This is a genomic window from uncultured Nostoc sp., assembly GCF_964245445.1.
Taxonomy (GTDB): Bacteria; Cyanobacteriota; Cyanobacteriia; order Cyanobacteriales; family Nostocaceae; genus Nostoc.
In genome coordinates, this window is sequence record NZ_CAXTNE010000010.1 from 46738 (window position 1) to 59123 (window position 12386).

Sequence of the window (12386 nt, forward strand, 5' to 3'; positions counted from 1 at the left end):
ACTAGTCCCCAAGCCCCAGTTCAAGACAAACAACGAATCGCCTCTAATAGACCTCTAGCTTTATTCAGCGTCTCTTCGTATTCTTTTTCTGGCTCAGAATCAGCCACCAAACCTGCACCGGCTTGCACGCTTACCGTATTATCATGCACTACCATTGTGCGAATTGCGATCGCAGTATTTAATTGTCCTTCAAAATCGTAATATCCATACACACCGGAATAAACACCCCGACGGCTAGACTCTAATTCGTGGATAATTTCCATTGCCCGAATTTTGGGTGCGCCGCTTACCGTACCTGCTGGGAAGCAAGCTTTCAATAAATCCCATGCTGTTTTACCAAGTGCTAATTTACCCACAACATTGCTGACTATGTGCATCACATGGGAGTAGCGCTCAACTACCATTAATTCATCAACTTTGACGCTACCATTTTGACAAACGCGCCCCAAATCATTCCGCCCTAAATCCACAAGCATCACATGTTCGGCAACTTCTTTGGGATCTTCGAGTAAATCTTTCGCAAAGGCTGCATCTTCTTGGGTAGTTTTACCCCGTGGACGTGTCCCGGCAATTGGGCGTACTGTTGCTATGACTCCACCATCTGAATCGGTTTCGGCTTTCACCATCACTTCGGGACTCGAACCAATGATTTGCCAATTCTGGAAGTTAAAGTAAGCCATGTAAGGCGAAGGATTTATCTGACGTAGGGAGCGATAAAGGGCAAAGGGGTCGCCTGTGTATGCTGTTGATAGTCGTTGAGAAATTACTACTTGAAAGATATCGCCTGCTTTGATGTAGTCTTTGGCCTTTTGGACGCTAGCGCAAAAATCTGGGCGGGTGAAATTACTATTGTACTCCTCTGCTGCTTTGCTGCTTTGCTCTTCTGCTCCCCTGCTTCCTGGCGGTTTCCATTCCAATCGAGTTTTTTCTGGCGATAGAGGCAGAGATAGCTTTTCGAGCATTTGGGTGACGCGATCGCACGCTTGTTGATATGCTGCTTTTAAATCTACTTTCGGATCGCGTAAATCAGCATAAGCGATCGCCCAAATTTTCCGCTTCACCTGGTCAAAAATCAATAGGTGGTCTACCTGCATCCACAACCCATCAGGGATATTTCGCTCATCTGGTGGGTGAACTGGCACACGCGGCTCAATCCAGCGAATTAATTCATAGCCCCAAAACCCAAACAAACCGCCGATTCCTGGCGGTAGCTGTGGTAGCTTGACTGGGTGAAAAGGTGCTAAACATTCGGCTAAAGCTGTAAAAGGGTCGCCTGCAAAAACAACCTCTGAACCATCACGGTTTTTCTGGGTTGTGCGATCGCCCCTTGCTTCCAAAACCCACAGAGGATCGCAACCCACTAAACTATAGCGTCCCAGTTTCTCCCCACCTTCGATCGATTCCAACAAAAAACTATAGGGTTGACCTGCACAAACTTTATACCAAGCAGATACGGGCGTATCTAGGTCTGCCACCCATTCTTGATATACCGGGACGAAGTTGCCTTGTTGCGCTAGGGTGCAAAACTGGGAGAAATCCGGAAACATCATTATTTTTTAAAAGTAATTGGTAATTGGTAATGGGTAATGGGTTTTTACTTACCAATTACCCATTACTAATTACCCATTAGCTACTAACAGCTAGTTACGGAGCGTCGTAGGTAGTAACACCGCTAAACTTAACTTTAGAGGGACTGGGGTTTTGTCCGATACGACGGTCTACATAACGCACTTTGTCACGACCTGGGTTAACCTTTTCAGGGAATACACCATCAGCTGGGTGAAGTAAAGTGGTTTCTCCGTTGGGTAAAATCCGGTAAACTTTGTAATCTGTAATTTTGAGTTTCCGGAGTTGCTGACCGCCCAAAAAGATTCCATATTCTTTACGAGCTATATACAGCAGGTTTTCACCTTGCCGCATAGTAGCAGCACCACCTGTAGGCAATTCAAAAACTTGCTCTTTCGGGCTAGTCCAAGTAATAGCGTACTTTTCTTCTAGTTCTGCTTTTGTGAGCAAGCCACCGGTGCTGCCACCGTATAGCGGGGTTTGTCCAGAGAGTGTTTCTGCCATAAGTGATTCTCTCAACGTTTTTAGGGAATCCTAACACCGCAACCAGGATCATATTGCGATCGCGTTATAGACTGTAACAGTTTTTAGTGATTAGTCGTTAGTCGTTAGTCATTAGTCATTTGTCATTAGTCATTAGTCATTTGTCATTTGTTAAAAACTAATGCCCCATGCCCTATGCCCAATCCCCAATCCCTATCTACTCTTGACTTTTGTCCGCTTTTCCTCTTGGCTACTCTGAACAATTGGTATGGTGAAGTGAAACTGACTACCCTGGTCTTTGCCTGTTGACTCTGCCCAAATTTCCCCACCCCAGCCATTAACAATTTGACGGCAAATTGCTAAACCAAGTCCAGTACCCCCAGTGGTGCGGCGCAGCGCTCCCTCTTCTTGATAAAAGCGGTCAAAAACCACTTCTAAACGATTTGGTTCAATGCCGCGTCCAGTGTCTGCTACAGTCACCTCAACCATTTGATGGCTGTTGTAAATCGCTTTAATGGTGATTTCTCCTTGGGGTGGCGTAAATTTACAAGCGTTATCTATGAGTTTTGCCAGTACCTCTACTAGCCAATCACCGTCAGCTCTAACCAAAGGTAGGTTTTCGGCAATTTCAGTCTTGATTTTCGGCGGCTTTTCCGTTGAAGAACTCGTGCGATTGCGGCTGAGTGATAAATCTATACACTCTTGTAAGGTGAGGGATTCTGGATGCCATTCCACCCGGCCGCTTTCCAAGTTGGAAAGTGTTAGGAAATCTTGTACCAGTTTTCGCATCCGTTCTGAGTCGGAAAGAGCAGTGTTGAGCATGATTTGCTGTAACTCCAAAGGCATATCCGGCTCACTAGCTAGGCTTTCCAGGCACACTTGAATAGTGGATAGGGGGGTACGCAGTTCATGCCCAGTGATGGCTATGAGGTTGCTGCGGGTGCGGTCTAGGGCTTCTAGCTGCTGGTTAAGTTCTTCTAGGTTGGCGTAAGCTTCCGCTTGGATGAGAGCTGCTCCCACTTGGGTGGCGATCGCTTCTACCAAATCCAATTCCCCAGGTTGGCACTCGTGCGGTGGCATTCGGCAATAGTGTAACTCCACAATGCCCAATAATCGCCCTTGATAGAATACTGGTTCCATTAGCCAAGAACGAATAGCAAACTTTTTGGCGATCAAGGAGAGGGCTGGGGAATTGTTAACACGAGGGTCATTTAGTGTATCGCTAATACAAACACCTTCGCCTTGTTGCACTATGTCCCGAAATAGAGAATTTTTCTCTAACTCCCAGGTTTGCCCACGAAGCGATAAAATGCCCGGATTCAAAAACTCGTGTTCAATTATGGCTTGGCTATCTGTGGCTTGAGCGCGGTAAATTAGACAGCGACAAGCTTCTAGGTGTTGTCCTAATTCTTGTGCCGCCACCTGGAGAACTTCGTGAGGATCGAGCGATCGCCGAATGGCTGTGCTAATCGAGTTGACTAATCGTTCTTTTCGTGCTTGGGCAGCAATAGAACGGTAGGCTTTGTGCAATTTGTACTGACTAGCTTGCAAGTAAGTTACTAAGCGCTGCACAAAGGGATCTGTATCGATGTCACAAGCATATTCATTGATCTGTTCTGCTCCAGAGTGGCTTCTCGGTTCTCCTATACCAAACCTCTGACGTGCCTCCTCAATTTTACTTGCCAGTTCTGGTCTGTAAACCAAAATTCTGTCTAACAGCAATTCAGCTGCTTTGAGACTAACTCCTCTTTCCGATGTCCAAACTCCCTCAAATCTTCGCGCTGCGTCTATATCCAGATTAGGGCTTAGTTCCGGTAGTTGCTTGTTTTTAGCAATAGAACCAAGGCTTTCCCGGCAAACTAGACAAGTTGCATAATTGTCAGCAATCACTACCAAATGCCACTCATGGCTTAAGCCATCCGTTGGCTCAAAAGCTATCTTTTCGTAGTATTCTGAACTGTTGGCGAAATCCGTTTCAGGAGCAGCTAATACGTATATTTGGTTACTCCGCAAGGCAAGTCGCAGGTAGCGATGAGCTTCTTGGCGGTAGAATCGCTCTCGCTGGAAACTAGCAATTACAAGGGGTTGTGCTAAAGTCGCAGCCAAAACTTGATCTTCCATCGCATGGGAGAGCGCCGTTAGTGAAGCCTTAAAATATAGCTGGGGCCGCAAGTATGCTAGGGACTTTAGCAAATCACTCAGCACAGAAGTAGAAATGCTCATGAATTATTGTTAAACGCTCAACCTCGACAAGATCAAAAGTCACAGCTGCATTGTACAAATTCCAAGGGACTCTCAAGTTAAATAGAGAGTTGCAATATGTAAAGAACGCGCTTAAGCACTTTCTGCCAAAGCAGGCGCAACACTTTGTTACCAATTAGGAGGAGTACATACAACTTGATTTGTTGATTGGCAACCTACTACGCCCAATATACATTCTCGACCAAGTTTGAAATATGCTTGCACAACCAAAATCTTTACGTACTAAGTACCAAACTACTAATTTTTGTATAGTTTTAAATGTTTTATTCATTGATAACCACTGATTCTTTATTGATAGTCCACATATAGGCAAAGTAGCCCGTTGTAGACATTGCCTACTTTGCCTACGTTGATTTATGCCTACTAAATAAATTTTCTTATCCAAAAATCATTACTGCTACATTCACATAATTTAATCAATAATTATTGATTAAAATTAATCAATTAATGAATTATCATAAATTAGTCTAATCAAATACCATAGATTTTTAAAACAAAATCGTATAATAGGAGAAAACAAATAATTTCCGCCCTATAAGTGCGGAGAGTGGCAATTTAGAGTTATAAAATATAAATTTAGAAATATCTGCTTATACGGGTTTGAGCGCTACTATGTTGTCAGCAGTAGTTAAGTGTTATTTTGGCTTCAATGGCTCAAGCAAGTTTTAGAAAGCGTCTTTTTTTTGAAAGTTGTGAGGGTCAGCAATCTCTACTCAGAAGACCACAAAAATATAGACCTGTACACGGAACTTTGGCTAATGACACCGGATACGCTAATCACCCCGGAAAAAATTTTCCTAGATGGAAAAACTTTTATTCCTGCCGAACAATTACCTATCCCGGAGTGGCCTTGTGTTGTGAGTGAAAGACCACAACCGACACTGACGGTTAAAGATGATGATTTATTTTTTGTAACGGATACTATTGGGAACATTTCTGGCTGTTCGCTTAATGATGGCAATCCCAGCATGGGATTGTTTTGCTGTGATACGAGATTTCTCAATCGTTTGGAGTTGCAAATTGAAGGGCGATCGCCTGTACTGCTCAGTAGTACTGCTGAAAAAGGGTTTTCACTCTCCGTTTTATGTACTAACCCCAGAATCGACGAACGTCTGAAAGCCGAAACTGTGGGAATTAGCCGAGAAATGGTGCTGAACGGGGCACTATTTGAAGAAATAGAGGTATCTAACTACAGCACAACCACTGTCAATTTTGAACTAACTATCAGCTTTAATGCGGATTTTCTTGATTTATTTGAAGTCCGGGGCTATGACAGAGAAAAACGAGGTAGGCTGTTACGTCTAGTAGAACCAACGGCTGAAGAAGGAACAGTTTCTTTAGGCGATAGTGTTTCGCCTATATCCAAAGAACCACCAATTTTTAGGGAAGAATCCTTAACACTCGCCTATCAAGGTTTGGATGGCTCAGTAATGGAATCCCGTATTTTATTCCAGCATCGCCAACCAGACTATTTCAAGGGTTACACTGCGGTTTGGCAGCTAGAGTTGGCTTCTCACGAAACTCAAAAGTTGGGCTACCGGGTGAGCATGTTGAAAAACAACCAGTCTAGTTCAACCGTGAGCGCCGCCTTCACTTTAGGACAGGCGAAAGCTGCTGAATTGATGGAGGAGCAAAACTGGGTACAGCAAATTACACGCATTAGCTCAGATAAAAGCACCTTCAATCGAGTGATTGAAAGGGCCGAGCAAGATATGTATTTGTTACGTCAGTCTTTTGGCAAGCATAAGACAGTTTCGGCTGGAGTGCCGTGGTTTTCGACATTATTTGGGCGGGATTCGCTGATTACAGCTTCTCAAGCCCTGATGTTAAACTCGCAAATCGCCAAAGAAACCCTGATATTGCTTGCGGCATACCAAGGTAAAATCGAGGACGAATGGCGCGAAGAAGAACCGGGTAAGATTTTACACGAGTTACGTTTGGGAGAAATGGCTCGTTGTCAAGAAATTCCCCATACACCCTATTACGGTACAGTTGATGCGACTCCCCTGTGGCTGATGCTGTATGCCGAACATTATGCTTGGACTTACGATCACGAACTTCTAGAGCAACTTTGGCCAAATGCTCTAGCAGCAATGGACTGGATTGATCGCAATACGAAAGAAACCAGCTACCTCAGTTATTTCCGTAAATCCAAACGTGGTCTTCCTAACCAAGGTTGGAAAGATTCTGATGACTGTATCGTAAATCACAAGGGAGAATTAGCCAACGGCCCAATTGCCTTGTGTGAAGTGCAAGCTTATGTCTATGCTGCAAAAATGCGTCTAGCAGAAATCGCTAGGATGAAAAAGCGGCTTGATTTGGCAGATCGTTGGCAAGAAGAGGCCAGAAACCTTAAGGTTCGTTTTAATCAAGATTTTTGGGTAGAAGACCTAGATTTTTGCGCTTTAGCTTTGGATGGAGATAACAAGCCAGTAGACAGTATTACCTCAAATCCTGGTCATTGTCTGCAATTGGGCCTCTTCAACCACGAAAGAGCCTATAGTGTCGCAGAAAGGTTGCGGGCACCAGATATGTTTAATGGTTGGGGCATTCGGACTCTGAGTAGTTTGTCACCCGCTTACAATCCAATGGGCTATCACACTGGTTCTGTTTGGCCCCATGATAACGCTTTGATTGCAATGGGATTGCGATCGCTGGGTCTTATCGATCAAGCCCTGGAAATTTTTCAAGGTTTATTCGACATGACTAGTCAGCAGCCTTATCAACGTCCTCCAGAACTTTTCTGCGGCTACAAACGGAACGGTGATAATGCCCCTGTACAGTATCCAGTTGCCTGCACTCCCCAAGCTTGGGCTACTGGTAGTGTCTTCCAACTACTGCAAATGATGGTTAACTTGGTGCCTGATGCTCAAAATAACTGCTTGCGAATAATCGATCCAGCTTTGCCAGAATCGATTAATCGCCTATCATTTCATAATTTGCGAGTCGGCCCCACCATCCTCGATTTAGAATTCGAGCGTTCTGGGACTACGACTGCTTGTCGGGTTGCGAAAAAACGGGGCAATTTGCGGGTAGTTATTGAAGCATAGGAAGGGAGTAGGGAGTAGGGAATTTACTACTCCCTATTTTAAGCTGCGGGGCGTAGGCGTAGCCCGTCGTAGACATTGTTCAGTAGCATGATCTAAAATTCAGTACCAGGACTTGTTCTACCATCCACTCCAACCAACAAGCGTGTTAGTCTGCTTCATCGCCAGTGTGTAGAGTTCTCAAGAGCTGCTCTGTAAGCTCAATCAATTCATATACAGAATTTTGCGTTAGTTCTGTAGTTTTGAAGCCATGAGCAATAGAATTACGTAATGGGAGTAAATTCATTAGTAATTGATACTCAGATTTTGAAATTACACCTTCACTTACTAATTGGTTTATTAAGTAGCGTGGATCAAATCTTTCTAAACTTAGCTCTTCTTTTTGGGCAAGAAGTCTCAAAGTTGCTTCTACCAAAGACCAGGAAGATAAAAGAGCTAATTTTGGATGTTGCGTTATAAGTTGCTTTGCTACTTGCAACTGTGATTCTATTTCATGCTCTTGAAGAGAACCCTCTGCTTTCAGAGAATACGTTGTATCCTCTGGATTGGTCATTACTAATTCAAATCTCCAACCAGGATGTCTTTCTACCGCTTGAGCTAAATTACTTAAGTATTGATTAGAAGAAGAGTTAAGTGAGGAGCGTGACTTGACTTGAATAACTACATTTTCTTCTCCCCGACGTACTATCATGTCGGGGCGATAGGTTTTAAGGAAGTCGGGCAAGTCTTCTAGATTTGGATGAAAAAAAACTTCGTAACCCTTCTGGCGATACTCCTCTGCTAGTTTCAGCAATCGCTCTCTTTCTAGGTTTGCAGTTGGAATTGCCATCAAGTAAGTACCTCCTGGTTAGGAGCATCAATTACCACAATATGCAAGAACTGTTTGCCACGGTCAAAGCCTTCCGCCAATGTCGAGGTCATGTCTTCTACTTTAAAGTCACCTGATAAATTCCTCTTTCTAACTAGGAGGTCGCTTACTTGCTTATCATCAATGTAGGCTAATCCTTTAATAGCATCTTGAATAGGTTTTACTATATTGTCTACATCTATTTCAACAGAATCATAGAAATAGGTTATCTGGAGCATAACCAACCCGGTAGCTGTTTTTTGTTCCGAAGACCAATATTTTTCAGCCTCTTGTCGTACTGTCTTTTTCCAATCTTGAAGCCTATTGCCCTTACCGCGCTTACGAGCCTGTTGTGATACTGGTGGCCCATCTACTATGAACTCAAATCTGGTCAATGCACTTCTAAATAATAAAGCACAGGTTATTCTATGCTAGTAACCTCGAACATAAGCAGATAATTCCCGCTACTCATGACAGAGCAATACTGCCGTTACTAACTGTTCCTGCGTCACCCTAATAGCTTCGCTGAGTGCTTCACGAATTATTTCATCACTCACACCAAACTTTTTCAGGCTCAACCTGTCCCAAGTAGACAATACAATATTAACTTACCAGCCTACCGACACGCTCACCTCAAATTCAAGGATGGTAATAAATTTATTCTCAGGTAAGGGTTAAGGATGTAAAAACAACAATAATTTACACCCAAACTCTTAACTCCTAACTTTTTTTATGCTTCCTCAGAATTATCTCTTTTATGTCCTGGGGATGCTTCGTAAAGTGCATCAAGATGTTGACGCGCATCTTCAACGTTAATCGAACGCATTACTAAAAGTGGCTCTTTAATTAAGTTGCCCGCGTTATCTAATAACTCTGGATGGGGTACAAACTGTTTTTTTGATGAATAATGACCATAGTTGCTTTGATTATTCATTGGCGAGGAATTCGTTGGGTAAGTTCGCTCCCGATCAAAACTGAACATGATCAGGTTACGAATTAAGTTGCCAACAGCTATAAATGCAAGGATTGTAAAAGCAAGAATGTAAAGCAGGTGTAACATTGAATTTTCCTCCAGAACAGCAATTTTTAAAACTTTATTTTGATTTTGTCACACTTTGTTTCGCCGACACTGTGACTCACAGTTAAGACGAGTATTTGACGCACTCTTTGTGCTGTTACATTTATATGAAGCTTTTTGTCAACCGTTATTCCACTTACGGTAGCATAGGATACATTACTTTGTTAATTCAAAGAGTGTTAAGAGTTTTTTACTATTTTTTTGACGGCTGATTTGCCGTCTTGTGTAGATGCAAAGGGGCTAGCCTTGAGACATCGCTAAGTAGGCTGCCAAAATTTAGCAGATGCTTACATTTGTTGCTTAGGCTTCACGCGCTTGGCGAAAGCGCATTGCGACATTCCAGCATTCTGTTACTAATTGATGCCAAGGCATTAATGTTGCCATATCAATTCCGACTTGTTTATCAGTAGCTGTAAACAGCATCTTCGCCGTATTTAGTTCATCCTGCGCTTGCTTAACCCGCAAAAGCAAGTCAGATTGCTCTTGGTGACTCATAAATGATAGTTGCTCGGTTTCGAGTAAATGACGCGATCGCGTAAACCAATGCTGAAAATCTTCCAGCAGGGGTTCTAAAACCGTTTTTAGCAAATCAGTCCCTGGTAAATTTGAGTCTGACATAAATGAGAAGGATATTTCAAACTTTCTTACTAATATTAACGTTATTTACGTTTCTTAATATTTTTTTTAATTTTTTCATAATTTAAGGACGGAAAGATTTGTAACAAAGAACACATAAATCATTATATAGTCTTGCTATTGGGTTTGTACAGTTCCTTTGGAGAGGCGTCTATAGGTATAGCTGACGCTAAGTTGCAATTCATAAGATAATTTAGCGATGTCTACGACGGGCTACGCCTACGCGTCGAATCCTGAGTTTGATACTCACTGAACCGATGAAAAATTTATCTTTATCCCCTATCACAAATTAAGTCAGTAGTTGGAAGATAAAGGTGAAAAAAGCAAAAATCAAAGTCGTTATAGTTGAATAAGCCTACAGATTCAGATAAATCACCTTTTGTAATCACTTCGCCAATGGTTCAGCAGCCAATGTCGCCAAATTCATCAAATCAGTCCGAACAGTCAGAACAAGTTGAAAAAATTTATTTACCGCGTACCAGCGAATCGGAGAACCTAAAGAAGATTCGCCACACTGCTTCCCATGTTATGGCAATGGCAGTACAAAAGCTGTTTCCCAAGGCGCAAGTTACAATCGGCCCTTGGATTGAAAACGGTTTTTACTACGACTTCGACAATCCAGAACCATTTAGCGAAAATGATCTCAAAGCCATCAAGAAAGAGATGGCGAAGATTATTAATCGCAAGTTGGCGGTTATTCGAGAAGAAGTCAGCCGCGAAGAAGCCGAACGCCGAATTCAGAGAATTAACGAACCTTACAAGCTAGAAATCCTGGCAGATATCAAAGAGGAACCAATCACGATTTACCACCTGGGAAATGAATGGTGGGATTTGTGTGCGGGGCCTCATCTGGAAAATACCAGTGAATTAAACCCCAAGGCAATTGAACTAGAAAGCGTTGCTGGTGCTTATTGGCGTGGGGATGAAACTAAAGCCCAATTACAACGCATCTACGCTACCGCTTGGGAAAGTCCAGAACAACTCGCTGAATATAAGCGACGTAAAGAAGAAGCGCTGCGACGAGATCACCGGAAACTGGGTAAGGAACTGGGATTATTTGTATTCTCTGATTTAGTGGGGCCGGGTTTACCTTTGTGGACACCCAAAGGCACTCTGTTACGGAGTACTTTAGAAGACTTCCTCAAGCAAGAACAGTTAAAACGGGGTTATTTATCTGTAGTAACGCCTCACATTGCCAGAGTAGACTTATTTAAAACCTCTGGACATTGGCAGAAATATAAAGAAGATATGTTCCCTTTAATGGCAGATAATCAAGAAGCTGCTGCACAGGAACAGGGCTTCGTTATGAAGCCGATGAACTGCCCCTTCCACATCCAAATATATAAGAGTGAGTTACGCTCTTATCGAGAACTACCGATGCGCTTGGCGGAATTTGGCACTGTTTACCGCTACGAACAATCAGGGGAATTGGGCGGTTTAACGCGGGTGCGCGGTTTTACTGTAGATGATTCTCACTTGTTCGTCACCCCAGAACAGCTAGATAGCGAATTTCTCAGTGTAGTGGATTTGATTTTGTCGGTGTTCAATAAGCTGCAACTGAAGAACTTTAAAGCTAGACTCAGTTTCCGCGATCCTGCTAGTGATAAGTACATCGGTTCAGATGAAGTTTGGGACAAAGCCGAAGGTGCAATTCGCCGTGCAGTTGAAACCTTGGGGATGGATCACTTTGAAGGTATTGGAGAAGCGGCATTTTATGGCCCCAAACTCGACTTTATCTTTAGTGATGCCCTAGATCGGGAGTGGCAATTAGGAACTGTGCAGGTAGATTACAACTTGCCAGAACGCTTTGATTTGGAATACGTTGCCGAAGATGGTGTTCGCAAACGTCCAGTGATGATTCACCGTGCGCCTTTTGGTTCGCTCGAACGACTAATTGGGATCTTAATTGAAGAATATGCGGGGGATTTCCCTTTGTGGTTAGCGCCAGTGCAAGCTAGATTACTACCAGTGGGTGACACACAGCTAGACTTTGCTAAAGATGTAGTGACGAAAATGAGAGCATTGGGAATCCGCGCAGAAGTTGATACCAGTGGCGATCGCTTGGGTAAACAAATTCGCAATGCAGAGAAAGAAAAAATACCCGTGATGGCTGTGGTGGGAGCGAAGGAAGTGGAAACCAACACCTTGAGTATCCGTACCCGCGCCTCTGGGGAATTGGGAGTTATCCCTGTAGATGAGGTGGTGGATAAGATGAAGGATGCGATCGCTAAGTTCGAGAATTTCTAAAATCTAACCGCAGACGCACACTAATCATAATTGGTGTGCGTTTTGTTTAGTAGATCAGATTATTGGCTAGCTGGTAGGTTTTGGCAAAGGTGCGATGTCTACGACGAGCTTCTCTACGAGACGCTACGCGTAGCAAGATCCCCGAAGGGTACGCTTACGCAGCGTATTTAATATCAAAGACTCATTAACGGAGTTCAAAGGTGGATTCATCCAGTTCAAA

General features: G+C 43.3%; 9 protein-coding genes. 2 read left to right on the forward strand and 7 right to left on the reverse strand.

The features are described 5' to 3' along the window. Positions 1-20 precede the first annotated feature (20 nt). The 3 genes from trpE to ACFE90_RS03260 all read right to left on the reverse strand — a co-directional run bounded on the left by trpE (position 21) and on the right by ACFE90_RS03260 (position 4272). The gene (trpE, locus tag ACFE90_RS03250; protein WP_375497687.1) at positions 21-1550 is read right to left on the reverse strand and encodes an anthranilate synthase component I; all 1530 of its coding nucleotides are present in this window, start codon (positions 1548-1550) and stop codon (positions 21-23) included. Positions 1551-1644: 94 nt separating this feature from the next. Continuing rightward, positions 1645-2070: a photosystem I reaction center subunit II PsaD gene (locus tag ACFE90_RS03255; protein ID WP_375497689.1), complete on the reverse strand. Its 426-nt coding sequence runs from the start codon at positions 2068-2070 to the stop codon at positions 1645-1647. 192 nt (positions 2071-2262) lie between these two features. Further along, positions 2263-4272, reverse strand: a complete 2010-nt coding sequence (locus tag ACFE90_RS03260; protein ID WP_375497691.1) for a DICT sensory domain-containing protein — start codon at positions 4270-4272, stop codon at positions 2263-2265. 797 nt (positions 4273-5069) lie between these two features. On the opposite strand from ACFE90_RS03260, the gene ACFE90_RS03265 reads away from it, so the two are divergent. Beyond that, a complete protein-coding gene (locus tag ACFE90_RS03265; RefSeq protein ID WP_375497701.1) occupies positions 5070-7361 on the forward strand; it encodes a glycogen debranching N-terminal domain-containing protein in 2292 nt (763 codons plus the stop codon). A gap of 145 nt (positions 7362-7506) precedes the next feature. Here ACFE90_RS03265 and ACFE90_RS03270 read toward each other — a convergent pair whose 3' ends face one another. The 4 genes from ACFE90_RS03270 to ACFE90_RS03285 form a co-directional block, all read right to left on the reverse strand. Continuing rightward, positions 7507-8187 (reverse strand): hypothetical protein, encoded by a 681-nt coding sequence (locus ACFE90_RS03270; protein WP_375497693.1) that lies wholly within the window; start codon positions 8185-8187, stop codon positions 7507-7509. Beyond that, positions 8187-8600 carry a RusA family crossover junction endodeoxyribonuclease gene (locus ACFE90_RS03275; protein WP_375497695.1) on the reverse strand — a complete coding sequence of 138 codons (414 nt, stop codon included), beginning with the start codon at positions 8598-8600 and terminating at the stop codon, positions 8187-8189. The genes ACFE90_RS03270 and ACFE90_RS03275 overlap by 1 nt, the downstream gene beginning before the upstream one ends. Before the next feature lie 335 nt (positions 8601-8935). Then, positions 8936-9265, reverse strand: coding sequence for a DUF2973 domain-containing protein (locus ACFE90_RS03280; protein ID WP_375497697.1), 330 nt, complete (start codon positions 9263-9265; stop codon positions 8936-8938). Between the two features lie 318 nt (positions 9266-9583). Next, positions 9584-9901 (reverse strand): DUF2605 domain-containing protein, encoded by a 318-nt coding sequence (locus tag ACFE90_RS03285; RefSeq protein WP_229494152.1) that lies wholly within the window; start codon positions 9899-9901, stop codon positions 9584-9586. A 414-nt stretch (positions 9902-10315) separates the two neighbouring features. Between ACFE90_RS03285 and thrS the strand changes: the two genes are divergently transcribed. After that, entirely contained in the window at positions 10316-12166 is a 1851-nt protein-coding gene (thrS, locus tag ACFE90_RS03290; protein WP_375497703.1) for a threonine--tRNA ligase, read from the forward strand. The last annotated feature ends 220 nt before the right edge of the window (positions 12167-12386 follow it).

What these genes read in the sequence shown, in the direction of transcription:
- trpE (WP_375497687.1), bottom strand. Translation starts at nt 1,550, where the DNA reads ATGATGTTTCCGGATTTCTCCCAGTTTTGCACCCTAGCGCAACAAGGC.
- ACFE90_RS03280 (WP_375497697.1), bottom strand. Translation starts at nt 9,265, where the DNA reads ATGTTACACCTGCTTTACATTCTTGCTTTTACAATCCTTGCATTTATA.
- ACFE90_RS03285 (WP_229494152.1), bottom strand. Translation starts at nt 9,901, where the DNA reads ATGTCAGACTCAAATTTACCAGGGACTGATTTGCTAAAAACGGTTTTA.
- ACFE90_RS03260 (WP_375497691.1), bottom strand. Translation starts at nt 4,272, where the DNA reads ATGAGCATTTCTACTTCTGTGCTGAGTGATTTGCTAAAGTCCCTAGCA.
- thrS (WP_375497703.1), top strand. Translation starts at nt 10,316, where the DNA reads ATGGTTCAGCAGCCAATGTCGCCAAATTCATCAAATCAGTCCGAACAG.
- ACFE90_RS03255 (WP_375497689.1), bottom strand. Translation starts at nt 2,070, where the DNA reads ATGGCAGAAACACTCTCTGGACAAACCCCGCTATACGGTGGCAGCACC.
- ACFE90_RS03270 (WP_375497693.1), bottom strand. Translation starts at nt 8,187, where the DNA reads ATGGCAATTCCAACTGCAAACCTAGAAAGAGAGCGATTGCTGAAACTA.
- ACFE90_RS03265 (WP_375497701.1), top strand. Translation starts at nt 5,070, where the DNA reads ATGACACCGGATACGCTAATCACCCCGGAAAAAATTTTCCTAGATGGA.